Below are 24,889 nucleotides of genomic sequence, written 5' to 3'. Positions count from 1 at the left end.
GACGCAGCTCGCTCCGCGCGGGGTGAGCGGCGCCTCGCCCGTCCACATCGTGGGCGGGCCCGCCGCGCGAAACTCGCCACTAACAGTGCGGGACTCTTGTTGACACTGCCGTAACACGCGGTGCGAGCCGACGAAACGGCCGGTCCCCAAGATCATCGCCATGACAACCGCACTGGTGCCGCTCGCGGCAGAAGCACCGGAGATCAACGAGGCGGCGACGGCGTTCATGCTGATCGCCTCCGCGATGGTCCTCCTCATGACCCCAGGCCTCGCGCTCTTCTACGGAGGCATGACGCGAGCCAAGTCCGTCCTCAACATGATGATGATGTCGTTCGGGGCGCTCGGCGTCGTCGGCGTCATCTACATCCTGTGGGGCTACTCGATGTCCTTCGGCCCCACCGACATCGGCGGCATCTTCGCCAGCCCGCTCGACTACTTCGGGCTCGGACAGCTCCTCGACGACGGCTCGGGCAGCCCCAAGCTCATCGACGTCTTCGGCGCCGGGGTGTTCATCCCCGAGGCCATCGTCGCAGGCTTCCAGCTCACCTTCGCCGTCATCACCGTGGCCCTCATCAGCGGCGCCATCGCCGACCGGGTCAAGTTCTCCACGTGGCTCGTCTTCGCCGGCATCTGGGCGACCATCGTCTACTTCCCGATCGCCCACATGGTCTGGGGCGGAGGCCTCCTCTCGGGTGCCGAAGGAGGCCTGTCAGCCAGGATCTTCGGCGTCACCGACGGCGCGGCCACCGTGGTGCCGATCGACTTCGCCGGAGGCACCGTCGTCCACATCAACGCCGGCATCGCCGGTCTCGTCCTCGCCCTCATCGTCGGCCAGCGGCTCGGCTTCGGCAAGACGGCCATGCGGCCGCACAACGTCCCCCTGGTGATGATCGGCGCCGGGCTCCTGTGGTTCGGCTGGTTCGGCTTCAACGCCGGATCCGAGCTCGCCGCCGACGGGGTCGCGTCCGTCGTCTGGCTCAACACGACCGCGGCCACGGCGGCCGCCATCATCGGCTGGCTCGTCGTCGAGAAGCTTCGGGACGGGCACGCCACGTCGATCGGGGCGGCCTCTGGTGTCGTCGCCGGTCTCGTCGCCATCACCCCCGCCTGCGGTGCGCTGTCGCCAGTCGGCTCGCTCGTCCTCGGCGTCCTCGCCGGAGCCTTCGCGGCCCTCGCCGTCGGGCTCAAGTACCGCTTCGGGTACGACGACTCGCTCGACGTCGTCGGCGTCCACCTCACCGCCGGCCTCTGGGGCACCATCGGTGCCGGCCTGCTGTCCACCTCCACGGGGCTCTTCTACGGTGGTGGCATCCAGCAGACCGCACTGCAGGTCATCATCGCGCTCGTCTCGCTGCTCGTCTCCGGCGTGCTCACCGCGATCATCGGCCTCGCCCTGAAGTACACCCTCGGCTGGCGGATCAGTGACGAGGACGAGACCGTGGGCATCGACCAGGCCGAGCACGCCGAGTCCGGCTACGACCTCGGTGGCTTCGCAGCCGGCACCGGGCGGGGTGTCGCCTTCCCCCGGGCCACCGTCCCAGCCGCGCAGACCGAGATGACCGACCAGGCCGAAGGAGCCCACGCATGAAGCTCGTCACCGCCATCATCAAGCCGCACCAGCTCGACGAGGTGAAGGAGGCCCTGGAGGCCTTCGGAGTCACCGGGATGACCATCAGCGAGGCGAGCGGCTACGGTCGCCAGCGCGGTCACAGCGAGGTCTACCGCGGCGCCGAGTACACCGTCGACTTCGTGCCGAAGGTCCGACTCGAGGTCCTCGTCGACGACATCGACGCGCCCGACGTCATCGACGTCATCCTCAAGTCGGCCCAGACGGGCCGCATCGGGGACGGCAAGATCTGGTCGGTCCCCGTCGACGAGGTGGTCCGGGTGCGCACCGGCGAGCGGGGTGCGCAGGCCCTCTGACCAAGCGACCCCCACACCCCGAGGGCGGCAGCAGGCGAGTCCGCTGCACCACCCTCAACCCTCGAGCGAAAGGCCCGGCGAGGTCCGATGACCGATGTGACGACACGACGACTGGACCTCGCCGGGACGCGCGGCTTCGCGACACCCGGCGCGGGACCCGCCCGCCGCCGGGCGCTCGCGGAGTTCGGCTCGAGCTGGCTGCAGGACGTCTGGCGCGGGGCGTGCGGTGGGCGACGCCACGCAGGCGTCGCCCTGGCGGCCGTCGGCTCTCTCGCCCGCGGTGACGGCGGGCCCCTCAGCGACTTCGACCTGGTCCTCGTCCATCACCCGCGCGGGCTCGCGGGACCAGAGGTCGCTGCCTTCGCCGACCGCCTCTGGTACCCGATCTGGGACGCGGGGGTGCGCCTCGACCACAGCGTCCGCACGGTGGCCGAGTGCCGGGCGGTGGCGTCCGAGGACCTGTCCGCGGCGATGGGACTGCTCGACCTCACCCACATCGCGGGTGACGTGGACGTCGTCAACGCCGCCCGCTCGACGGTCGCGCACGACTGGCGGGCCAACGCCCGGACCCGCCTGTCCGAGATCCACGAAGCCGTCACCGCCAGGCACGCGAGGCAGGGGGACCTCGCGCACCTCATCGAGCCGGACCTCAAGGAGGCCCACGGCGGGCTGCGTGACATGACGGTCCTGCGCGCCCTGACCGAGGCGTGGCTGACAGATCGGCCGCACGGTGCCGTCGACGAGGCGTACGAACGGATCCTCGACGTCCGTGACGCGATCCACGTCGTCACCGGACGCGGCCGCGACCGGCTGACCCGCGACGACCAGGACGCGTGCGCAGCCCTGCTCGGCCACCCCGACGCCGACGAGCTGCTCACCGAGCTCTCCGGAGCCGCCCGGACCATCGCCTACGCGGCGGACAGCACGCTCCGCCGCGCCCTGCAGTCGCAACGGGCCCGTACCCTCCGCGTGGGCCCGCGGCGCCCGCAGCTGGTTCCGCTCGGGTACGGGCTCTACCGGCACGACGGCGAGGCGGTCCTCGGACCGTCGGCAGACCTGGCGTCGGACCCGGTGATCCCGCTCCGGGCCGCACTGGTCGCGGCGCGCAACGGCATCCCCCTGTCGCCGGCGACCCTGCAGAACCTGGGTGCCCACGCGCCGAAGCCGCCCGAGCCCTGGCCCGAGATGGCCCGCGGCGTGTTCGCCGACCTCCTCGCGACCGGTCCGGGGGTGGTGGCCGTCTGGGAGGGGCTCGACCTGGCGGGCGTCGTCGAACGGTGGATCCCCGAGTGGGCCGCCGTCCGCAGCCGCCCCCAACGCAACGCGGTGCACCGGCACACGGTCGACCGTCATCTCGTCGAGACGGTCGTCTCAGCCAGCGGGATGGTCCGGGACGTCGCGCGTCCGGACCTCCTCGTCCTCGCCGCCGTGCTCCACGACATCGGCAAGGTGCCCGGCGCCATCGACCACTCCCACGAGGGAGCCGACATCGCCGAGCGGATCCTGCGGCGGATCGGCGTCGCCGAGGCGGACCGGGAGATCGTCGTTCGGCTCGTTCGCGAGCACCTCACCCTCGTCGACCTCGCCACCCGCCGGGATCCCGAGGACCCCGCCACCATCGAGACCCTGTCGGACGCGGTCGGCGGGTCGGTCATGACACTGGACCTGCTGCGCGCCCTGACCGAGGCCGACGCCTCTGCGGCCGGCCCCAAGGCGTGGAGCGACTGGCGGGCCGGACTCGTGCACCGCCTCTACCAGGCCTGCCGGCAGGCCCTGGTCGCGGCGAACGGCGCCGACCGGCCCCGGGCCGTGGAACCCCTCGAGCCGCTGCCCCTCGCCAAGGACGTCATCGAGAAGGTGGCCGTCGGGGAGGCCCACGTCTCGGTCGTGTCGCTCGGCGGCGCCCACCGGATCGACATCATCGACCGCGACCGGGCCGGGCTCTTCGCCGACACCGCCGGGCTGCTCGCCGCCCACGGCTTCGTCGTGCGCTCCGCCACCGTGCGGACCCTCGATGGGCTGGCCGTCAACGAGTGGTGGGTCGACTCGCCGAGCGGCGAGAACCCGCTCCCCGAGATCATCGGCCGGGACCTCACCCGGGTGGGTGCCGGCGACCGGGCGCCGCTCGGCCGGCTCCAGCGCCGCAAGGCGGCGCGGCCGGTCCGCAGCCCCGGATCCGGCTCACCCGACTCGACGCGCGCCATGGTCATCAGCAGCGCCTCCGACAGCGCCACCGTCATCGAGGTCCGCGCCACCGACCGCGCCGGGCTCCTCCAGGACATCGGGATCACCCTCGCCCGGGCCTCCCTCGCCGTGCGGTCCGCCCACATCGCCACGTACGCCGGCCAGACCCTCGACACCTTCTACGTCACGGAGCTCGGCGGGTCCCGGCTCGCCCCCGCCCGGGCGGCGCAAGCGGTCGCGATGATCATCGACACCTGTGACGGGCCCTGACCACCACATCGAAAGAGCAGTTCGTGACGCCCGCCAGCACATCGAAAGAGCAGTTCGCGACGCCCACCAGCATATCGAAAGCGCAGTTCGTGACGCCCGCCACGTCACGAACTGCTCTGTCGATCGGAGGGAGCTCAGCGGCATACGGCCCCGGGTGGGTCGGACCGGCACCCGCCTACGGCTAAAGTTGCCGGGTGTTCGCAACCCTGTCTGACCGGCTGACCGCCACCTTCAAGAACCTGCGCGGCAAGGGCCGCCTTTCGGAGTCCGACGTCAACAAGGCGGTTCGAGACATCCGGCTGGCCCTCCTCGACGCCGACGTGGCGCTGCCCGTCGTCAAGCGGTTCACGACGGCCGTGCGGGAGCGCGCGCTCGGCGAAGAGGTCAACCAGGCACTCAACCCCGCCCAGCAGGTCGTCAAGATCGTCAACGAGGAGCTCGTCACCATCCTCGGTGGCGAGACCCGCCAGATCCGGTTCGCGAAGAACCCCCCGACGGTCATCATGCTCGCCGGGCTGCAGGGCTCGGGCAAGACGACCTTCGCGGGCAAGCTCGGCCGCTGGCTCAAGGACCGCGGGCACACGCCGCTGCTCGTGGCCGCCGACCTGCAGCGCCCCAACGCCGTCACCCAGCTCGAGGTCGTCGGCGAGCGCGCCGGCCTCAAGGTCTTCGCTCCCGAGCGTGGCAACGTCGGCGGCCACGACGCCGTCGCAGGGACGGGGGAGGGCACCCGCAGCTTCGGCGACCCGGTGTCCGTCTCCCGGGCCGGAGTCGAGCACGCCCGCGCCCAGCAGCACGACGTCGTCATCGTCGACACCGCCGGACGGCTCGCCGTCGACACCAACCTCATGCAGCAGGCAGCCGACATCCGCTCGGCGATCCAGCCCGACGAGGTCCTCTTCGTCATCGACGCGATGATCGGCCAGGCCGCGGTCGAGACCGCGCAGGCCTTCCACGAGGGCGTCGCCTTCACCGGCGTCGTGCTCTCCAAGCTCGACGGCGACGCCCGCGGTGGTGCCGCCCTGTCGATCCGTGAGGTCACCGGCGAGCCGATCATGTTCGCCTCCGTCGGCGAGAAGGTCACCGACATCGAGGTGTTCCACCCCGACCGGATGGCCGGCCGGATCCTCGACATGGGCGACGTGCTCACCCTCATCGAGCAGGCGGAGAAGGCGTTCGACAAGCGCCAGGCCGACGAGATGGCGCGCAAGTTCCTCGCCGAGGAGGACTTCACCTTCGAGGACTTCCTCCAGCAGATGAGCGCCATCAAGCAGATGGGCTCGCTCAAGTCGATGCTCAAGATGATGCCGGGCATGCAGCAGATGCGGGCCCAGCTCGACGCGTTTGACGACCGCGAGTTCGACCGGGTCGAGGCGATGGTGCGCTCGATGACCCCGTTCGAGCGGACCCACCCGAAGCAGATCAACGGGTCACGGCGGGCCCGGATCGCCAAGGGCTCCGGCGTCTCCGTGACCGACGTCAACCAGCTCCTCGAGCGGTTCCGGGACGCGCAGAAGATGATGAAGTCGCTCGCCCGGGGCGGTGGCGGCGGTCTGCCGGGCATGCCCGGCATCCCCGGCACCGGCAAGAAGGGCCGGGCCCAGCAGCCGCAGCGCAAGAAGAGCAAGAGCGGCAACCCGGCCAAGCGGGCCGCAGAGGAGCGCGCCGCTGCGCAACGGGCCGCCGAGGGCCGGTCCAAGGCGGCAGCGTCGGCGTTCGGCATGCCCGGTGCGAGCCCGGACGGCGCCGACCCGCTGGCCGACCTCGATGTCTCCAAGCTCCCCAAGGGCTTCGAGAAGTTCCTCGGCAAGGGCTGAGCTGCTTCGACCCTGCCGGCCCCCCGCCACGCACCACAGCCGGATCGGTCTGGGTAGGGTCGCAGCATGAGTGCGCCGGTGCTTCACGTCCGTGGTCAGGTCCTCGTCGGTCGCGACGACGTCCGCGACGAGCTCTGGGTCATCGACGGCAAGGTGTCGTTCACGCCGCCGGCGTCCGGGGCCGACGTGCAGACCCTGGACGGGTGGGTCCTGCCGGGCCTCGTGGACGCGCACTGCCACGTCGGGCTCGACGCGCACGGCGAGGTGCCCAGGGAGGTCGCCGAGGAGCAGGCCCTCGCCGACCGCGACCGGGGCACGCTCCTCATCCGCGACGCGGGCCAACCCGGCGACACCCGCTGGGTCGACGACCGGGAGGACCTGCCCAAGATCATCCGCGCCGGGCGCCACATCGCTCGGAGCCGCCGCTACATCCGCAACTATGCGCACGAGGTCGAGGAAGACCAGCTCGTCGAGTCCGTGCGGCTGGAGGCGCACCGCGGCGACGGGTGGGTCAAGCTGGTCGGGGACTGGATCGACCGGGAGGTCGGTGACCTCTCCCCGAGCTTCTCGGCGCACGCGGTTGCCGAGGCCATCGCAGCCGCCCACGAGGAGGGGGTGCGGGTCACCGCGCACTGCTTCGGTGAGCAGTCGCTGCGCGACCTGGCGGCCGCCGGTATCGACTGCGTCGAGCATGCCACCGGCCTCCAGGAGGACTCGATCGACGAGTTCGCCCGTCGTGGCATCGCGATCGTGCCGACCTTGGTCAACATCGCGAACTTCCCCGCCCTCGCAGCACCCGCGGCGGAGAAGTTCCCGGCCTACCACCAGCACATGCTCGACCTGCACGCCCGGCGTCACGCGACCATCGGTGCCGCCCACGAGGCGGGCGTCCCGATCTACGTCGGGACCGACGCAGGGGGCGCCCTGCCCCACGGCCTCGTGGCCCAGGAGGTCGTCGAGCTGACCAAGGCCGGCCTCTCCAGGCTCGAGGCCCTCGACGCCGCGACCTGGGCGGCTCGGGCGTGGCTCGGCCGCCCGACGATCGAGGAGGGCGAGGACGCCGACCTCGTCGTCTACGGCGCCGACCCTCGCGACGACGTCACCGTGATCGCCGACCCCAAGGGGATCGTGCTGCGAGGCCGCCTTGTCCGCTGACGCCGCCGCCCCGGTCCCCGTCCGCGGTGACCGGGTCGAGGTCCGGCCCCCCGCACCCGCCGACGATGGAGCCTATGCAGCGGCCGTCACCCGGTCGGCGCAGCGGCTGTCTGAGTTCGCGGTTCCGGACCCGTACAACCTGCCGGCGATCATCGCGAGCCAGTCGGCGACCTACCGCACCTTCATGGTCCACGCCCTGGAGCCCGAGGACGGCCACGGGCTCGTCGGCCGGGCCAACGTCGCGAACGTCGTCCGGGGCTCGTTCAACAGCGCCACGATCGGCTACGACGCCTACGACCCCTATGTCGGGAAGGGACTCTTCGCCGAGGGCCTCCAGCTGATCCTCGACCTGGTGTTCGGCGACGAGCCCCAGGGCATGGGCCTGCATCGGATCGAGGCCAACATCCAACCGGCGAACGTCCGGTCGGCCGGACTCGTCCGGTCGGTGGGCTTCACGCACGAGGGCTTCTCGAGGGACTTCCTCAACCTGCCGGGCACCGACGGGCGTCGGGCCTGGCGGGACCACGACCGCTACACGATGCTCGCCGACGACTGGCCGGCGGCGCCGTACCGGCATGAGCCCTGGCGTCGCGTGGCCGCGGTCGTCGCGGGGCCTCCAGCCCTCGACCAGAGGGGTCTGGCTCCACAGCTGGCCAGTGAGCTCGCGGTGCCCTTGTTCTCGGCGTCGGTGGTCCCCGCGGTCGCGACGCTGTTCGAGCTGCTCCGGGCCTCTCCGGTCGGCGGCGTCATCGAGGCCAAGGTGGCCGGACCGGAGCTGCGGATGGGGTTGGCCCGGGCCAGCCTGGACCCAGCCGTCGTCCCGGTGTTCGAGCCGATGCACGACGCGAGCAAGCGGGACGTGGTGGCGAAGGCCCTTCGCGTCCGAGCCGCCTTCGCCGCGCGCGAGCGGTGAGGGTCGCCGCGGGACGCGTTCGGGGCACGGGCGCTCATCTGGCAGAATGGTCGGCTGTACCCGTCGGGCCAGCATCCTCTCGCCTGACCTGGACGCCTACACCGAGCGTCGGCTCCCCGAGTGTCTCCCACCCGGTCTCGCCGCGTTCACAACAAGAAACAGGAGACACCACACCAGTGGCAGTCAAGATTCGTCTGAAGCGCATGGGCAAGATCCGTGCACCGTTCTACCGCGTCGTCGTCATGGACTCCCGCACCAAGCGTGATGGCCGGGCGATCGAGGAGATCGGCAAGTACCACCCCACCGAGGAGCCGTCGCTCATCGAGATCGACATGGAGCGCGCCAACTACTGGATCGCCCAGGGCGCCCAGCCCACCGAGGCGGTCGCAGCCCTCCTCAAGGTCATCAACGACGGCAAGCTCCGCACCAAGGAGCAGGGCCAGTCCAAGAAGGAGCGGTACGAGGCCGCGCTCGCCGCAGCCGGCAAGTCGTCCGACGACAAGGACGCCTCGAGCACGCCGCGCAAGCGGACCGCGAAGAAGGCGGAGCCGGCGCCGAGCACCGACGTGGCCGCCACTGAGGACGCCGCCGAGGCGAAGGTGACCGCCGAAGCCGAGGCCGAGCGCACCGAGACGTCCGAGAAGAACGAGTCCTGAGCATGCTCGAGGAGGCGCTCGAGCACCTCGTCAAGGGAATCGTCGACCACGACGAGGACGTCGTCGTGCGTCGTAAGGAGCTGCGCCGCGGAGAGCTGCTCGAGGTGCGGGTCCACCCCGACGACCTCGGGCGGGTCATCGGCCGGTCCGGCCGCACCGCGAGTGCGCTGCGCACCGTCGTGAACGCGCTTGCCGGAAACGGCAATGTCCGGGTCGACATCGTCGACACCGACCGGGCGCGCTGAGCGCCGACCGCACGTCGAGTGGGGTGTCCCGGGAGCCCGGGGCGCCCCACTCTGCGTCGGTCCCAGCGGCCAGGCCGTATGCCGCCGGGCTCGCTCCTGCTGCGAGCTTCCCTCCGCGGCCGGCGCGGTCCGCGACGCGTGCCGGATGAGCTGGTCCGAGGTGCTCCGTGCTGGTCAGAGCTGGTCAGAGCTGGTCCGAGCCGTCACCCTGCTGAGAGGATGGTCATCATGAACGGCGACAGGGTCCTGGTGGCGCGCATCGGCAAGCCACATGGGCTTCGAGGTGAGGTCACGGTGCAGCTGCACACCGACGATCCCGAGCGTCGTTTTGCCCCTGGGGAGGTTCTCGAGACCGAGGCGACGCCGGGCTCCGGCGTGCCGAGGCAGTTGACCGTCCGGACGACGCGCGACCACAACGGGACGTGGCTGCTCGGGTTCGAGGAGATCCCGGACCGCACCGGAGCCGAGGGCCTGCGCGGGACCCGGCTGGTGGTCGAAGCGTCGGCCGTCACAGCCGACGAGGACGAGGACGACGCGGCCTGGTTCGAGGACGACCTCGTCGGCCTCGAGGTGCGGGACCGCGAAGGCCTGGTGCTCGGTATGGTCACGGGCCTCGACCTCGGTGCGGCCCAGGACCGTCTGGTCATCCGGCTCTCCGACGGAGTCACCGCGCAGGTGCCGTTCGTCGAGGCGATCGTCCCGACGGTCGCCGCCGACCATGTCGTCGTCGACGCACCACCCGGACTCTTCGACCTCTTCCGCGAGCCGGGAGCTTGACGCTTGATGCGCATCGACGTCATCACGATCTTTCCTGAGTACCTCTCGCCCCTCGACCTGTCGCTCATCGGCAAGGCGCGGCAGGACGGGTTGCTCACCGTCGCCGCTCACGACCTGCGCGAGTTCGCCCACGACCGGCACCGCTCCGTCGACGACACCCCCTTCGGCGGTGGCGCCGGCATGGTGATGAAGCCCGAGCCGTGGGCTGAGGCGCTCGACCACGTCGTCGCGCACCCGGACCGTGCGGAGGGACAGCGGCCTCGCCTCATCGTGCCGGGCCCCGGGGGCCGGCCGTTCACGCAGGCGATGGCTCGGGATTTCGCCCGAGAGCCGTGGCTGGTCTTCGCCTGCGGTCGCTACGAGGGCATCGACGAGCGCGTCTACGAGTACTCCCGGGCGGACCTCGGTCTCGAGGTCTCCGTGGTCAGCCTCGGTGACTACGTCCTGAACGGTGGCGAGGTGGCGGTCCTCGCCATGGTCGAGGCGATCGCCCGGCTGCTGCCGGGCGTCATCGGCAACGCCGACTCCCTCCTCGAGGAGTCGCATGAGGACGGGCTGCTCGAGTACCCCCTGTACACCAAGCCGCGAGTGTGGCGCGACCGGGCCGTGCCCGACGTGCTCCTGTCCGGGAACCACGCGGCCATCGCCGCCTGGCGTCATGAGCAGCGCCTCGCCCGCACCGCGGCCCGTCGTCCGGACCTGCTCCACCCCGCGCAGGTGACGGTGGACGGCGGGCTCGACGTCGACATCCGCCCGGCGGTGCCCGCGGACGTGCCCGAGCTGTTCACGTTGACCAAGGCGTGCTGGGTGCAGGAGGCCATGGCCAACCAGCGCCTCGACATCCCTCCGCTCGAGGAGCCGATCGGCGTGCTGCGGGCCAGCCTCGACGAGACCCACACGTGGGTCGCCCGCCACGGTGGCCGGATCGTCGGCTCGGTGCGCACCGCGGTGCGCGGCGATGACCTGTTCGTCTCCAGGCTCATGGTGGCTCCGGACCTGCAGGGCCGCGGGCTCGGGCGCCGCCTGCTCCGCCTCGCGGAGGACACCGCCCCGGACGGCACGTGGACCGTGTCACTCATCGCGGGCGCCGGGAGCTCGGACAACCTGCGGATGTACCGCAAGGCTGGATACCGGACCGCGCCCGGCGAACCAGCGATCCGCGGAACCGTCGAGCTGGTCAAGCGACGAAGGGGCTAGGAGACGAGGGTGGCCCGAAGGTCGTCGGGCAGCGTCCGTCTGGCCCGGATGAGCCGAGCCTCGACTCCGGCCGTCACCGACTGGGTGGCCATGATCGCGAAGAGCACGAGAACCTGGGCCGTCGCGGCCTGCACGGCGCTGCCCCCGCCCAGCATGACGCCGATGAACGCTCCGGGGAGGGTGACGACGCCAGAGGTCTTGACCTGGTCGAGGCTGGGCACGAGGCCCTCGGGCACCCGCCGCGCGATGATCTCGTCGATCGCCTGGTCGGGCACCATCCCCAGCGACAGGCCCGCCTCGTACTGGCCTCGCTCCTCCCGCAGCGCGGCGAAGGCTCGTCGGCCGACCAGGGTGTGGACCGTCATGGTGTTGCCGAGAACGATCCCGACGACGGGGATCAGCGCAATGCCGTGGAACGGGATGGTCCCACTCAGCAGGAGGATGGCGAGAACCGGCACGACACCCGCCGCCATCGCCGCAGTGGCCCACGGCCACGACCCGGGGCTGTCGATGCGCCGACAGGTGGTCAGCACCGCCATCGCGAACATCCCGAACAGCGCCAGCGCCGAGAGCCACAGCGACCCGACGACCACCGAGATGACCGCAGCCGCTGCAGTCAGCTGCGCGGCCGCTCGCAGGCCGGCCACGACCGATTGCCGGGCCAACCCGTGGCGGAACACCATGTTCGCGACGACAGCGACGAGCAGCAGGGCGACGAGCGCGACGGCCACCGGCCACCCGGGGTTGATGGTCACGGACCGACGCTATCGGGACCCGGCCGGCTCCGCGGCCGACCACGCCGGTCCGGCCCCTCGCCGCCCCGCCACCCGCGTGGGAGGCGCCGGTTGGGACCGAGCCCAGCGGCATACGGCAACGAATTTCGGAATGGCGGCCTGCTCTGGCAAACTTGGACCTTGCGTCCGGCTGACGACGGCCCCTGCCACAGGGGGAGTCCAGCCAGCGGAACCGAGCACGCTCGGCCCTGCTGGCCGACGTGGCCGCACCGAACGCGAACCAGACATCCCGCACGGGTGGCCTGTGGCTCCCAGGAAAGTGAAGCATCATGCACACGTTTGACGCGATCGACGCCGCGTCGCTGCGCTCGGACATTCCCGAGTTCCGCGCCGGTGACACGCTCAAGGTCCACGTCAAGGTCGTCGAGGGCACCCGCTCCCGGGTCCAGGTCTTCCAAGGCGTCGTCATCCGCCGCCACGGCGGCGGCATCGGCGAGACCTTCACCGTCCGCAAGATCTCCTTCGGGGTCGGCGTCGAGCGCACCTTCCCGCTCCACACCCCGATCATCGACCACATCGAGGTGCTCACCCGCGGTGACGTCCGCCGCGCGAAGCTCTACTACCTGCGCGGCCTGCGCGGCAAGGCGGCCAAGATCCGCGAGAAGCGTGACACCGTGCCGGCCAAGTCCGGGGCCAAGGCCTGATCCACACGCACACCTGATGCGTTCGTGACGCGAGGCGCGGTGGTCCCCGGGTCGAGTGGTTCCCCGTGAACGAGGAGCCCTCCAGCCCGGGTTCCACCGCGCCTTCGTCGTCCCCCGCGACCTCTCCACAGCCGGCCACCCAGCCCTCCACCCCGTCGACGAGCAGTTCGGCGCGGCGTCGCGACCGAGACCTGCGGTGGCTCATCGGGCCTGCGGTGGCGCTGCTCCTCGTCCTGCTCGTGCGGTCCCTGCTCGTGACCCCGTTCCGGATTCCCAGCAGCTCGATGGAGGACACCCTGCACGTCGGGGACCGGATCCTCGTCGACCGGACGACGAGCCCCGAGGACCTCCGGCACGGCGACATCATCGTCTTCGATGCCTCCCGAGCCTTCAACCTCGACGTGCCCGACCGGGGACTGCTCGAGGGTCTCGTGGACGGGCTGGAAGCCCTCGTCGGGCAAGGTCCACCGACCGACTACGTCAAGCGGGTCATCGGACTACCGGGTGACCGGGTTCGCTGCTGCGGGCCCGACGGGCGCCTCGAGGTCAACGGCACCCCCGTGGACGAGCCCTACCTCAAGCCGGGACAGCAACCGAGCACGATGACGTTCGACGTGCTCGTCCCGCCCCGACGCCTGTGGGTCATGGGGGACAACCGGGCCGGGTCCGCAGACTCCCGAGCGCACCTCGGCGAGCCGGGCGGCGGCATGGTCCCGGGAGACGACATCATCGGCAAGGTGTGGGTGCGATACTGGCCGCTCGACCAACTCGGAGCAGTCGACCCCGACGAATCCTCAGCCACCCCCTAGCTGCCCGTCGCTCGGACAGGGACGGGGGGAAGTGCTCCCCACGACGAAACGGTGAGTGATGTCGCAAGTGCCAGGCCGCCCGGAGTCCACGGGACCACACCCGGACCGTGGCGGCGACCCCGACGCTCTGTCTCTCGGCGACGGGGTGGACGACGCCTACGACCCGAGGGACGGCTCCGCTCAGCTCGGCACGCGGCTGGGCAACGGGGCAGGGAGCGAGCCTGACCTGGCTGACGACACGGACGACGAGCCGGACGACCAGCGCGGGTTCGGCGCCGGACTCGTGGCGGCCCTCAAGGAGCTGGTCATCGTCGTCGTGCTCGCGATGGTGCTCTCCTTCGTGGTCAAGACCTGGCTCTTCCAGGCCTTCTACATCCCGTCGGGATCGATGGAGAACACCCTCGTCAAGGACGACCGGGTCATCGTCAGCAAGCTGACCCCCGGCCCGTTCGACCTGCGACGCGGCGACGTCGTCGTGTTCGAGGACCCGGCCGAGCCGTTCCCGTGGCTCAGCGGCGCCCTCACCAATGGCGCCCCGGACGTTGGCGGTCCCTTGCACGACCTGCTCGTCTTCGTCGGCCTCCTCCCCGAGGACGCCGAGAACCACCTCATCAAGCGCGTCATCGGACTCCCGGGCGACCACGTCGTCTCGGAGGGCGGGACCGGGCCGATCACGATCAACGGGGTCGCCGTCAACGAGACCTACCTCAAACCCGGTGATGCACCGAGCGAGGGCAAGGCCTTCGACATCGTCGTTCCCCCGGACCACGTGTGGGTCATGGGCGACCACCGCTCCGACTCGTCCGACTCGCGATACCACGACGCGCCGTCCAACAACGGCTCCGACGGCTCCGTCCCCATGGACAAGATCGTCGGGCGAGCCCTCTTCATCGTCTGGCCCATCGACCACGTGACCTGGCTCGGTGTGCCCGAGCGAACCTTCGAGACCGTCCCGGCACCGTCCGGCTCCCCGTCGTCCTGAGGGCCACGCGAATGGCGGTCAGGACCCCATCGAAGAAGCCCTCGCTGAGGGTGGAGCGCCAGCTGCAGCGCGCCGGCCACCGGCTGCTCGCTGGTATGGACGAGGTCGGGCGCGGCGCCCTGGCCGGCCCCGTCAGCGTCGGGGTCGTCGTCATCGACGAGACCGTGCGGTCGGCTCCCACCGGGGTCAAGGACTCCAAGCTGCTGACCGAGCGAGCCCGTAGGGGACTCGTGCCGCGGATCCAGCGCTGGGCGGTCGCCTACTCCGTCGGGCACGCGTCGCCCGCCGAGATCGACGACATCGGGATCATGGCCGCCCTCCGTCTCGCTGGCCTCCGGGCCCTGGCCACGCTCGAGGTCGTGCCCGACCTCGTCATCCTCGACGGCAACCACGACTGGCTCACCGCGCCGTACGAGGTCGGCCTGCTCGCCTTCGCCGACGCCGCCGGACCGACGACGCCACCGGTGACGACGATGATCAAGGCCGACCTCAAGTGCTCGTCGGTGGCGGCGGCCAGCGTGATCGCGAAGGTGGAGCGCGACGAGCTGATGGTCCGGCTGGGAGCCGAGCACCCGGCATACGGCTGGACCCTCAACAAGGGCTACTCCGCCCCCGAGCACATCGACGCCCTCGCTCGCATCGGGCCGTGCGAGCTCCACCGTCGCTCCTGGCGGCTCCCCGGGGTCTACGAGCCAGGAACGGTGGCGCTGCCCGACGAGGCGCTCGAAGGGGTGTTGAATGAGGGAGCAGAGGCCCACGTGCCGGCCCTCATGACGGCAGATCAGACAGAAACGGCGGTCAGGTGAGCTCGGAAGACCTCGAGAAGTACGAAACCGAGATGGAGCTGCAGCTCTACAAGGAATATCGCGACGTCGTCGGACTCTTCACCCACGTCGTCGAGACGGAGCGCCGCTTCTACCTGGCCAACTCGGTCGACCTCAAGGTCCGCACCGACGGGGGAGAGGTGTTCTTCGACGTCACCATGGCCGATGCCTGGGTCTGGGATATCTACCGGCCGGCCCGGTTCGTCAAGAACGTGCGGGTCGTGACGTTCAAGGACGTCAACATCGAGGAGCTGCCGAAGCCCGACATCAAGCTGCCGGAGTCCGGGGAGTTCTCCTGAGCGCTTGAGGCCGGACTCCCAGCTCGACGCCACCACCCCCTGTGGCACCCGGGCTGTCCACATCCCCTTGGTCCGGGCCGCGTCGTACACAGGCCGAACCCGCCCGTCTGCGTGAGACGGACCATGCGGCAAGGCTGCTCGCATGGACATCCCACCGACCCGGGCACTGGGTGCGTACGGCGAGGCGCTCGCCTGCCGTTACCTGGCCGACGCCGGCTTCACCATCCTCGACCGCAACTGGCGCTGCGCGCGGGGTGAGATCGACATCGTCGCGCGCGAAGCGGAGACGCTCGTGGTGTGCGAGGTCAAGACGCGCAGCACCGAGCAGTTCGGCGCACCCTTCGAGGCGGTGACCCGGCAGAAGCTGCAGCGCCTCCGCCGGCTGGCCTGCCTCTGGCTCGACGCGCGCCCCGCCGCGGTCCGTCGCCGTCTGGAGACTCGAACGATTCGGATCGACGTCATCTCGATCCTGCGGCCGCGAGCAGGGATGCCGCGCCTGACGCACCTGCGGGGCGTCCAGTGAGCCTCGGCCGGACCAAGGCGGTCGGTCTGAGCGGCGTCAACGGGTTCATCGTCGAGGTCGAGGCCCACGTGGCTGGGGGGCTGCCCGGGTTTGTCATCAGCGGTCTGGGTGACTCGGCCGTCAAGCAGTCACCGGAGCGGATCAAGGCGGTGTCGTCCCTTGTTGCCGAGATGCTGGTCAACCAGCGCCGGGTCACCGTGAACCTCTCCCCAGCGGGGCGCCGCAAGGTCGGGACCGGGTTCGACCTGGCCATCTTCATCGCCGTCGCCGCGGCGATGAACATCGTGCCCGCCGAGGTCGTCCGTCAGGTGGTGCACCTCGGGGAGCTCGGGCTGGACGGCTCGGTCCGGGGGGTCACCGGTGTCCTGCCGGCAGCGCACGCTGCTTCCCTCGCCGGGGTGCGGCACGTCGTGGTTCCCGCGGTGAACGCGGCTGAGGCGAGACTGGTGACCGGCGTCGAGGTGCACGCGGTGTCGGACGTGCGCGAGCTCGTCCAGCGTTATCGAGACCTGTCCCGCGGCCTGGTGGTGGTGCCCGTCGAGGAGCCGCCCCGGGACGAGGCCAGCGTGCCGCGGACGAGCACGGACCTGTCGGACGTCCTCGGCCAGGCCGAGGCGAAGATCGCCTTGGAGATCGCGGCTGCAGGCGGTCACCACCTGCTCCTCGCGGGGCCTCCGGGCGCCGGCAAGACGATGCTCGCCGAGCGACTGCCGGCGCTGCTGCCGCCGCTCGAGGAGGACCAGTCGATGTCGGTGACCGCGATCCACTCCGTCCTCGGCCTCCTGGAGGACGTCCGCCTCATCACCCGGCCACCGTTCGTCGCCCCCCACCACGGGGCATCGCAGTCCGCGATCATCGGTGGGGGGAGCGGCCACATCCGGCCGGGAGCGATCACCCAGGCCAACTGCGGGGTCCTGTTCCTCGACGAGACCCCCGAGTTCGACAAGGCGGTCCTCCAGGCCTTGCGGACGCCCCTGGAGCGCGGAAGCGTGACCATCGCGCGAGCGCACGAGACGGTCACGTTCCCGGCTCGCTTCCAGCTGGTGCTCGCGGCCAACCCGTGCCCGTGCGGGAATGGCTGGGGGCAAGGACTGGACTGCACCTGTTCGGTGGCGATGCGACGCAGCTACTTCGGCAAGCTCTCCGGGCCGCTCCTCGACCGGGTCGACCTGCAGGTCCATGTCCAGCCCCCGGGGCTGTCCCTGGCGGCGCAGCCGCCGGGAGCCAGCACCCGGGAGGTCGCTGCTCGGGTGGCGGCAGCCAGAGCTGTCCAACGCGAGCGCTGGCGGGGCCTGCTCATCGACGGCTGGGCGCTCAACGCACACGTTCCGGGCTCGCTGCTGCGTTCGCCGGCCTGGCGACTGCCGGCCAGCGCCACGGCCCCGCTCGACCGAGCGCTCGACCGGGGGAGCATCAGCCTGCGCGGTTACGACCGCAGCCTGCGCAGCGCATGGACCGTCGCCGACCTCTCGGGCCTACAGCGCCCGGGGCGCGACCAGGTCGAGCTCGCGCTGTCCATGCGCGGGCAGGTGGGGGTGGCGGCATGACGGAGGACCGGCTGGCCAGAGCGGCTCTGTCGCGGCTCGTCGAGCCAGGTGATCGACTGGTCCACCATCTCCTGGTCGAGCACGGTCCCTCAGCGACGCTGGACCGGGTCAGGCGCGGTCACGGCAAGCTGGCCCGGTTCGCCGAGCGGGTGCGCCGACTGGACGTGGACCGCGACATCGCGACGGCTGCCAAGGTGGGCGCGCGGGTCGTCGTGCCCGGCGACGACGAATGGCCCGAGCGACTCGACGACCTGCCCACTCCACCGTGGTGCCTCTGGGTACGCGGCCCGGCCGACCTCGCTGCGGTCACCCGGAAGTCCGTCGCAGTCGTCGGATCCCGGGTGTGCACCGCGTATGGGGAGCAGCTGGCTGCCGATCTCGCGGCGGGAGTCGCGCAGCGTGGGTGGACGGTGATCTCAGGAGCGGCCTTCGGCATCGACGGTGCCGCCCACCGGGGCACCCTGGCCGTGGACGGGGTCACCGTGGCCGCCCTCGCGAGCGGCATCGACCGGCCGTACCCGTCCGGTCACGCCCGGCTCATCGAGCGCATCGCCGAGACGGGAGCCGTGCTCTCCGAGGTGGCCCCCGGATCAGCGCCGATGCGGATGCGCTTCCTCCAACGCAACCGGCTCATCGCCGCCATGTCGAGGGGGACCGTCGTCGTCGAGGCCGACCTGCGTTCCGGCTCGCTCAACACGCTGGGCACTGCCGTCGACCTCGGTCGACCCGTGGGCGCCTGCCCTGGTCCGGTCACCTCGATGACCTCGGCGGGCTGCCACGCGAAGATCCGATTGGGCATGGCCACCCTGGTCACGACGGCAGTAGAGGTCATCGACCTCGTGGGAGAGCTCGGGGAGGACGCTTGCGAAGAGCCTCGTGGTGCGGAGCTGGCCACGGATGGCCTCGATCCGGACGAGGCCAAGGTTCACGATGGGCTGCCGCACCGGGCTTGGGCCGACCTCGGCGAGGTGTGCAACCTCTCCGCGCTCGCGCCGATGCAGGCCATGGCCGTCCTCGCTCGGCTCGTCGAGCTGGGGCTCGCGGAACGGCGGGACGGGTCGTGGCGCAAGGCGCCCCCGTCCCGGACTGGGCCTACCTCGGCGCGCTCAGCGTCGCAGGCGCGCCCCCGTCGTGGCGGAGGTCTGAACACCCGGTCGGAGGTCTGAGTCCGGTGCGGTGTCGAGTCGGCGCTCGTCGGCCTCGTCGCTCCCGCTCGCATCGCCGGCCCCTGCCGAGGGGGCGGGGGCCCTGCGGATGAGCCAACCGATGATCCCGACCAGCGCCACGACTGCGATGACGACTGTCATCGCGTCGAGCCAGCCCCGCCCGGCATAGTCCAGCACGGTGGCCCCGACCTCCTGGCTGAGCATGAAGATGGCCATGACGAGGACGAAGTAGCCGAAGGCCTTGCGCAGCTTGTCCGGGTGGATCCGACCGACGACCAGGCTCCCGGTCAGGGCGCCCAGGATCGCGAAGCCCGTCACGAGCAGCGTCACCGCCCAGTCGATCTGCGTCTCTGGGTTGGCCTGCACCACGTGTCCGTTCACTCCGAACTGCAGGGCGTAGCCGGCGAACCCCGCGAAGGACTTCATCGAGATCACCAGGAGGGAGGTGGCCACAGCGGCCCCCATCGGCAGGCCCCCGAGCAGTGCCAGTGCGGGGACCACGAGGAAGCCGCCGCCGGCACCCACGAGACCGGTCACCAGGCCCACCGCGAAGCCGTCGAGGAGGATGCGGAAGAGTGGCAGGCCGTTCGCGTGACGGGTGTCGGGGCTCCGGCGCCCACGGATCATGGCGACGGCGGTGATGCCCATCATGACGGCGAAGGCCCCGAGCAGCAGGGACCCGGGCAGGTGGGCGCCGAGCTGGCCGCCGAGGAAAGCCCCGACCATGCCGGCCACCCCGAAGATGAGGCCGGTCCGCCACCGGACCCGCCCCTGACGCGCGTGCTGCACCAAGCCGAAGATCGAGGTGATCCCGACGATGAACAGGCTGGCCGTGATCGCCTGCTTCGGCTGGAAGTCGAGGACGTAGACGAGGAGCGGTGTCGTGAGGATCGAACCGCCGCCACCGAGCAGCCCGAAGGCCACGCCGATGAAGATGGACAGTAAGGCAGCGAGGGCCAGGAGGGGGGCGGCCATGAGTCGGTTGCTCCTAGTGGTCGCGGTCACCGGGTCGTCTCACTATACCCCCCAGGGTATGTCCCGACGACTTGCCGTCCGTCGGCCCGGGGTGCTTGCCCACGCCGTCCCGGTTTGCGATGGTGCACTCATGACCGGCGCGGGGGGGACCCAGGAGGCGGTGCCCACACAGCCGGCCCCCGAACCGGCCGGTCTCGAGGCCGTCCTGTCGGAGTTCACCCGCCATCTGCGTTCCGAGCGCGGTCGCTCCGAGCACACCACGCGCGCCTACGTCTCCGACATCAACCACCTCTTCTCCTTCGTCGTCGCCCACGGACTGAGCGACCTCGGCGAGCTGCGGCTCGCGGACCTGCGTTCGTGGCTGGGGGCTCAGGCAGACGGGGGGGCAGCCCGGTCGACCATTGCCCGGCGCGCCGCTGCTGCGCGGACGTTCCTCAAATGGGCCAGTCGGTCGGGGCGCATCGAGACGGACCCCTCGTTGCGGCTCGTCGCCCCGCGCCGGAGCAGGACGCTCCCTGACGTCCTGAAGCAGCGCGAGGCGAGCGCGATGCTGGACGTGGCAGCCGTCCGGGCGGACGATGCGGACCCGATCCATGTGCGTGACCGAGCCGTGCTCGAGCTGCTGTACGCGTCCGGGATCCGGGTGGGCGAGCTCGTGTCCCTCGACCTCGACGACCTCGACCTGCGCGAGAGGACGGTTCGCGTGATGGGCAAGGGTGCCAAGGAACGGGTCGTCCCGTTCGGCGTGCCGGCCGCCTCAGCCCTCCAGGAGTGGCTGGCGGCGCGACGGCTGCTGGTCGGACCCCGATCCGGGCCGGCTCTCTTCCTCGGCCGCCGTGGGGCTCGCGTGGATCCGCGACAGGTGCGCTCCCTCGTCCACGAGGTGCTGAGCCACCTGCCCGATGCTCCGGACCTCGGTCCCCACGGGCTGCGGCACAGCGCTGCCACCCACCTGCTCGAGGGGGGAGCGGACCTGCGGATGGTGCAGGAGGTGCTCGGACACGCCAGCCTCGCGACCACCCAGATCTACACGCACGTCTCGGTCGAGCGACTTCGCAAGAGCTACGAGCAGGCGCACCCGAGAGCGTGACGTGGCGCCGCAGTCGCGGCGGGCCGTGCACCGCTGCCTGACAGCGTCCCGTTGCCGGTCGCGCGAACGAGCGGGCCGCACGCCGCCACCGCTCCGGTCGAACCATCGGGCCGGTCATTCCAGCGGCAGCAGGATGACCGGAGCCCGGCGGAGGAGGACCAAGGGGTCGAGGTACTCCCGTCCGCGAAGGACGCCCCAGTGGAGGCACGTCGCAGGGTCGCAGTGGGTCGACTCGTCCGTCACCAGACCGATGACCTCACCCGGCGCGACCGGAGAGCCGACCGGCAGCGAGCCGACCACCGGTTCAAAGGTGCTGCGCAGGCCGCCCGGATGGCGCACGACGAGGACGGATCGTCCCGCGAGCCGCGCGGCGAACGCGACCTCACCGGCCGCCGGTGAGCGGACCTCCTGTCCGACCGATGCGCGCAGGTCGACCCCACGATGCCCCGGCTCCCAGCGCCGCCTCGGGGCATCGGAGGGCCGCTCGACCTCAGGCTCCGGCGCCAGTGGCCACACCCAGCCGCGCCAGCCGGGCATCGGGGCCTGCCGCTTCGCATCGGCCGCGCCGACCGGCGTGGGCTCGGACACGTGAGTCGTCGCCTGAGCGAGGGGGCCGGAGGCCAGGCCAAGGCCCAAGCCGGCTGCTGCCAGGGCTGCGACGAGATGCGGGGTCGGGACCATGGACCGAGCCTCGCCCGGTCACGCTCTCGCCTCAGCTCGAGCGGGCCCACCTGTGGACGACCAGCCACTCCGCCGAGAGGATGTGGACCATGGGCTTCAGGTGGGCAGAGGTCGGCTCGGGTCGGCTCGAGGCCCGGGTGAGGGCGGCTCAGGACCGCCTGACCCGAGAGAGCCGTCGGCTGGCCTCCACGAGAACGTCGTCCTGCTTGCAGAACGCGAACCGCACCAAGGTCCGCGCCGCGTCCTGGTCGTCGTGGAAGACCGACACGGGCACGCCGACGACACCGGCCAGCTCGGGGAGTCGACGGGCGAACTCCAGCCCGTCGACCGCGCCCAGCGGCGCGGCGTCGGCGATGACGAAGTAGGTGCCGCGCGGCCGGGACACGGTCAGCCCCGACGCCTGCAGGGCCTCGCAGAGCAGGTCGCGCTTGGCCTGGAGGGACGACGCGAGCTCGGCGTAGACGTCGTCGCCGAGTCCGAGGGCCATCGCGACTGCAGGCTGGAAGGGGCCGGACGCCACGTACGTGAGGAACTGCTTCACCGTCCGCGCCGCCGCAACCGCCTCGGTCGGCCCGGTCAACCAGCCGACCTTCCACCCGGTCGCCGAGAAGGTCTTGCCCGCCGACGAGATGGTGATGGTGCGCTCGGCCATCCCGGGCAGCGTGGCCATCGGGATGTGCACGGAGTCGTCGAACACGAGGTGCTCGTAGACCTCGTCGGTGACGACCCAGGCATCGTGCTCGCGGGCGAGGTCGGCGACGAGCTCGAGCTCGGCCCGCGAGAAGACCTTCCCCGTGGGGTTGTGCGGCGTGTTGAGCAGGACGAGACGAGTGCGAGCCGAGAATGCCGCCCGCAGGGACTCCTCGTCGACCGCGAAGTCGGGGAACCGCAGCACGGACGTCCGTCTCGTGGCGCCCGCCAGCGCGATGGTGGCCGTGTAGCTGTCGTAGTACGGCTCGAACGTGACCACCTCGTCGCCCGGTTCGCACAGGGCCAGGACGACCGATGCGATCGCCTCGGTCGCTCCGACCGTGACGAGGACCTGCGACGTGGGGTCGACGCGCAACCCGTAGAACCGCTCCTGGTGCGCTGCGACCGCGTCGAGCAGCTCGGGGACGCCAGGTCCCGGCGGGTACTGGTTTCGTCCGCTGTCGATGGCCGCCTTCGCCGCGTCGAGCATGACCCGGGGCCCGTCGGTGTCGGGAAACCCTTGGCCCAGGTTGATCGCCCCCGTCCGGACGGCGAGCGCGGACATCTCCGCGAAGATCGTCGTCCCGAAGGACTGCATGCGCGAGACCAGCGGCGAGCTCATGGGGCGAACCCTACCGAGACGACAGGCCGCAGCCGGTGACGCGGAAGAGCGTGTAGTCGCCGACGGTGCGGACCTGCTCGAGCCCGTCGACGGCAGCGAGGTCGAACAGCCCCGAGGACCGCTCGGGGCGGTCGAGCCAGTAGACGTGGGGCGAGTCGATCGCCCACCGGATGTCGTGACGCTGGAGGGCAGCACAGATGTCCGGACGCGTGGCCATCTCGTCGAACCCGGTCCCGAGGAGGTTCTCGTCGCCGGTGTCGGGGATCGGGATGGACCGGTAGAAGGTGTTCGTCCCGAACAGCGCGAACATCAGCGGTGTGCCGTTCTCGGGGCGCCCGATGACGCCCTCGCCCGCCGGGATCTCCTCGGCGAGCGCCGCGAGATCGGTCTGGGCCTGGCGCGAGAGGATGACGTGGGTCGGGTCGGCAGGCCGGAAGAACTGCTCGAGCATCGCGGTCCTCGTCGGTCCGTGGGCGACGACCGTCGCGAAGGGGAGAGCAGCGAGGGCGACGAGGCTCACCGCCGGCCCCTGGACCCGCAGCGCCGGGACCTTCAGCAGGACGTCCCGGAGCGCGGGCGCTGCGGCTGCGACGAGCACCACGCCGGGGACCGCCGCGAGGGAGGCCAGCCGGACCTTGTCGTTGTACCAGTAGCCCGTGACGAGCGCGGTCCACGAGGCGGTTGAGGACGCAGCCATGACGTAGAGGACGATGCAGGCACCCCACATGGCGACCACGGGCAGCGCCGCGCGGGCGCGGAGGACGATCCAGCCGACACCGAGGACGAGGAGCGCGAGCACTCCCCAGAGCACGACGGGGATCTGCAGTCGCCCGCCGACGACCTCGACGAGCGCAGTCCAGACGCTGACGTGGCCCTTCCACTCGTACGACTGGGTCGAGGCCAGGCGCTGCGAGACGAGGGGAGCGGTGAGGAGCCCGGCCACGCCGACGGCCGCCACGATGCCCAGGTCACGTCCCACGGCGGTCCAGGCCGCGTGGCCGAGGATGCCGGCCCGGACCCGCGCGGTGACGAACCAGACCAGCGCGAAGAGGACGAGGGCGACGAGCGAGTTGGGCTGGATCAGTGCGAGGCCGACGAGGGCTGCCGCGAAGCCGAGCCACTGCCCGAGTCGCCGCCTCGTCCAGCGGCCTTCGGTGACGGTGCGCGCGGCCTGGAGCATGATCGCCAGGGCAGCCGGGGTGAGCGCGGTGCCCATCAGGTTGGGCCACAGCACGCCCCACCCGAGGAGGATCGTCGGGAAGGACACGAAGGCAGCGGAAGCGAGCCCAGCGGCATACGTCACGATGTGCGACGCACCGAGCGCGTGCCGGACGAGCGTGACGACGCCGAGCGGCCACACGACGGCGGCGAGGACCACGGTGGCGACGTTCGTCCCGACCAGGGCGGGGGCGACACCGCTCTGCAGGCCGGTCGCGATCCAGGCGTGGAAGCCGTTGGGGTAGAAAGTCGGGTGGACGATCGAGAAGTTCCCGGTCTCGAGGAACAGCCGGATGCGGTTGAGGTGGTAGACGGCGTCCGGGCTGTCGACGAGCTCGTCCGGGCGCCCGATGGCCGGCAGGATCGTGGCGAGCGCGATGACGACACCGATGCCGATCGCGAGCGCCGCGTGGGGGTCCGGTCGGCCGAGGAGGCGGCGCTTCGGGGTCAGCACCGGGTCGTGGGCACGCAGGCCGCGGACCACGAGCCAGCCGCCCGCAGCGGTGACCGCGGTGACGGCGGCGAGCACCAGCCAGCTCCAACCGATCCCGAGGCGCTGGGTGACGGTGGCCCAGGCGGCGATCACGGCGACGGACACGGCGGGGGAGACGGCGACGGCCTCGAGGCCGCGGGTGCCGAGGGCGCGCACGACGAGCCAGCCGGGCCCGAAGAGCGCGACGAGGAGGACGGCGAAGACGGGGATGGTGTCCCACCAGCTCGACCAGCTCAACCCGTTCTCCATGGCGGCCATTCTTGCCGGTCGAGGCGATTTCCCAGCACGCGGGGCGACGCACTACGATGAACGACGGTCACGTGTGCCTCGGCGCGCGAGACCCAATTCGCGCGTCTTCGTCCGGGCCTGACCCGGGGCGCACCACGGCAGTCCCA

24 protein-coding genes are annotated in these 24,889 nt (G+C 71.3%); 19 read left to right on the top strand and 5 right to left on the bottom strand.

The genetic code is table 11. The features are described 5' to 3' along the window. Window positions 1-160: 160 nt before the first annotated feature. From INTCA_RS11655 to trmD, 10 genes are all read left to right on the top strand, one after another. Window positions 161-1,588 carry an ammonium transporter gene (locus INTCA_RS11655; protein WP_013493123.1) on the top strand — a complete coding sequence of 476 codons (1,428 nt, stop codon included), beginning with the start codon at window positions 161-163 and terminating at the stop codon, window positions 1,586-1,588. Then, a complete protein-coding gene (locus INTCA_RS11650; RefSeq protein WP_013493122.1) occupies window positions 1,585-1,923 on the top strand; it encodes a P-II family nitrogen regulator in 339 nt (112 codons plus the stop codon). Before INTCA_RS11655 ends, INTCA_RS11650 begins: the two co-directional genes overlap by 4 nt. A gap of 87 nt (window positions 1,924-2,010) precedes the next feature. Beyond that, window positions 2,011-4,377: a [protein-PII] uridylyltransferase gene (locus INTCA_RS11645; protein WP_013493121.1), complete on the top strand. Its 2,367-nt coding sequence runs from the start codon at window positions 2,011-2,013 to the stop codon at window positions 4,375-4,377. A 194-nt stretch (window positions 4,378-4,571) separates the two neighbouring features. Beyond that, entirely contained in the window at window positions 4,572-6,194 is a 1,623-nt protein-coding gene (gene ffh, locus INTCA_RS11640; RefSeq protein ID WP_013493120.1) for a signal recognition particle protein, read from the top strand. A gap of 66 nt (window positions 6,195-6,260) precedes the next feature. Continuing rightward, the gene (locus tag INTCA_RS11635; protein ID WP_013493119.1) at window positions 6,261-7,349 is read left to right on the top strand and encodes an amidohydrolase family protein; all 1,089 of its coding nucleotides are present in this window, start codon (window positions 6,261-6,263) and stop codon (window positions 7,347-7,349) included. Continuing rightward, window positions 7,339-8,262, top strand: a complete 924-nt coding sequence (locus tag INTCA_RS11630; RefSeq protein WP_013493118.1) for a GNAT family N-acetyltransferase — start codon at window positions 7,339-7,341, stop codon at window positions 8,260-8,262. The genes INTCA_RS11635 and INTCA_RS11630 overlap by 11 nt, the downstream gene beginning before the upstream one ends. 176 nt (window positions 8,263-8,438) lie before the next feature. Further along, the gene (gene rpsP / locus INTCA_RS11625; protein ID WP_013493117.1) at window positions 8,439-8,918 is read left to right on the top strand and encodes a 30S ribosomal protein S16; all 480 of its coding nucleotides are present in this window, start codon (window positions 8,439-8,441) and stop codon (window positions 8,916-8,918) included. 2 nt (window positions 8,919-8,920) lie between these two features. After that, window positions 8,921-9,163 carry an RNA-binding protein gene (locus INTCA_RS11620; protein WP_013493116.1) on the top strand — a complete coding sequence of 81 codons (243 nt, stop codon included), beginning with the start codon at window positions 8,921-8,923 and terminating at the stop codon, window positions 9,161-9,163. Between the two features lie 228 nt (window positions 9,164-9,391). Beyond that, complete coding sequence (gene rimM / locus INTCA_RS11615) at window positions 9,392-9,940, top strand: ribosome maturation factor RimM (protein ID WP_013493115.1); 549 nt, start codon at window positions 9,392-9,394, stop codon at window positions 9,938-9,940. 6 nt (window positions 9,941-9,946) lie between these two features. Further along, window positions 9,947-11,137 (top strand): tRNA (guanosine(37)-N1)-methyltransferase TrmD, encoded by a 1,191-nt coding sequence (trmD, locus tag INTCA_RS11610; RefSeq protein ID WP_013493114.1) that lies wholly within the window; start codon window positions 9,947-9,949, stop codon window positions 11,135-11,137. Here the strand turns inward: trmD and INTCA_RS11605 are convergent. Next, window positions 11,134-11,892, bottom strand: a complete 759-nt coding sequence (locus INTCA_RS11605) for an ABC transporter permease (RefSeq protein ID WP_013493113.1) — start codon at window positions 11,890-11,892, stop codon at window positions 11,134-11,136. The genes trmD and INTCA_RS11605 overlap by 4 nt on opposite strands. Before the next feature lie 308 nt (window positions 11,893-12,200). On the opposite strand from INTCA_RS11605, the gene rplS reads away from it, so the two are divergent. The 8 genes from rplS to dprA all read left to right on the top strand — a co-directional run bounded on the left by rplS (window position 12,201) and on the right by dprA (window position 18,725). After that, window positions 12,201-12,575 (top strand): 50S ribosomal protein L19, encoded by a 375-nt coding sequence (gene rplS, locus INTCA_RS11600; RefSeq protein WP_013493112.1) that lies wholly within the window; start codon window positions 12,201-12,203, stop codon window positions 12,573-12,575. Window positions 12,576-12,640: 65 nt separating this feature from the next. Next, window positions 12,641-13,384 carry a signal peptidase I gene (lepB, locus tag INTCA_RS11595; RefSeq protein WP_013493111.1) on the top strand — a complete coding sequence of 248 codons (744 nt, stop codon included), beginning with the start codon at window positions 12,641-12,643 and terminating at the stop codon, window positions 13,382-13,384. A gap of 58 nt (window positions 13,385-13,442) precedes the next feature. Further along, on the top strand, window positions 13,443-14,366 hold the full coding sequence (gene lepB / locus INTCA_RS11590) for a signal peptidase I (RefSeq protein ID WP_013493110.1): 924 nt from the start codon (window positions 13,443-13,445) through the stop codon (window positions 14,364-14,366). A gap of 11 nt (window positions 14,367-14,377) precedes the next feature. After that, window positions 14,378-15,172 carry a ribonuclease HII gene (locus INTCA_RS11585; RefSeq protein WP_013493109.1) on the top strand — a complete coding sequence of 265 codons (795 nt, stop codon included), beginning with the start codon at window positions 14,378-14,380 and terminating at the stop codon, window positions 15,170-15,172. Beyond that, complete coding sequence (locus INTCA_RS11580) at window positions 15,169-15,489, top strand: DUF2469 domain-containing protein (RefSeq protein ID WP_013493108.1); 321 nt, start codon at window positions 15,169-15,171, stop codon at window positions 15,487-15,489. Before INTCA_RS11585 ends, INTCA_RS11580 begins: the two co-directional genes overlap by 4 nt. A 142-nt stretch (window positions 15,490-15,631) precedes the next feature. After that, on the top strand, window positions 15,632-16,012 hold the full coding sequence (locus INTCA_RS11575) for a YraN family protein (protein ID WP_013493107.1): 381 nt from the start codon (window positions 15,632-15,634) through the stop codon (window positions 16,010-16,012). Further along, window positions 16,009-17,559 (top strand): YifB family Mg chelatase-like AAA ATPase, encoded by a 1,551-nt coding sequence (locus INTCA_RS11570; protein ID WP_013493106.1) that lies wholly within the window; start codon window positions 16,009-16,011, stop codon window positions 17,557-17,559. The genes INTCA_RS11575 and INTCA_RS11570 overlap by 4 nt, the downstream gene beginning before the upstream one ends. Then, window positions 17,556-18,725 (top strand): DNA-processing protein DprA, encoded by a 1,170-nt coding sequence (gene dprA / locus INTCA_RS11565; protein WP_013493105.1) that lies wholly within the window; start codon window positions 17,556-17,558, stop codon window positions 18,723-18,725. The genes INTCA_RS11570 and dprA overlap by 4 nt, the downstream gene beginning before the upstream one ends. Here dprA and INTCA_RS11560 read toward each other — a convergent pair. Further along, on the bottom strand, window positions 18,666-19,700 hold the full coding sequence (locus INTCA_RS11560; protein WP_013493104.1) for a sulfite exporter TauE/SafE family protein: 1,035 nt from the start codon (window positions 19,698-19,700) through the stop codon (window positions 18,666-18,668). The genes dprA and INTCA_RS11560 overlap by 60 nt on opposite strands. 130 nt (window positions 19,701-19,830) lie before the next feature. Here INTCA_RS11560 and INTCA_RS11555 point away from each other — a divergent pair, with 130 nt between their 5' ends. Beyond that, window positions 19,831-20,790 carry a tyrosine recombinase XerC gene (locus INTCA_RS11555; protein ID WP_013493103.1) on the top strand — a complete coding sequence of 320 codons (960 nt, stop codon included), beginning with the start codon at window positions 19,831-19,833 and terminating at the stop codon, window positions 20,788-20,790. 114 nt (window positions 20,791-20,904) lie between these two features. On the opposite strand, the gene INTCA_RS11550 is transcribed toward INTCA_RS11555, so the two are convergent. The 3 genes from INTCA_RS11550 to INTCA_RS11540 form a co-directional block, all read right to left on the bottom strand. Beyond that, entirely contained in the window at window positions 20,905-21,471 is a 567-nt protein-coding gene (locus INTCA_RS11550; protein WP_013493102.1) for a M23 family metallopeptidase, read from the bottom strand. A 148-nt stretch (window positions 21,472-21,619) separates the two neighbouring features. Continuing rightward, on the bottom strand, window positions 21,620-22,783 hold the full coding sequence (locus INTCA_RS11545; RefSeq protein ID WP_013493101.1) for a pyridoxal phosphate-dependent aminotransferase: 1,164 nt from the start codon (window positions 22,781-22,783) through the stop codon (window positions 21,620-21,622). A 10-nt stretch (window positions 22,784-22,793) separates the two neighbouring features. Further along, window positions 22,794-24,743 (bottom strand): DUF6541 family protein, encoded by a 1,950-nt coding sequence (locus INTCA_RS11540; protein WP_114611063.1) that lies wholly within the window; start codon window positions 24,741-24,743, stop codon window positions 22,794-22,796. Window positions 24,744-24,889 lie beyond the last annotated feature (146 nt).

Source organism: Intrasporangium calvum DSM 43043 (assembly GCF_000184685.1).
GTDB classification, from domain to species: domain Bacteria; phylum Actinomycetota; class Actinomycetes; order Actinomycetales; family Dermatophilaceae; genus Intrasporangium; species Intrasporangium calvum.
The sequence above is the reverse complement of the archived record's forward strand: the minus strand, read 5'-3'. Positions and strand labels throughout refer to the sequence as shown.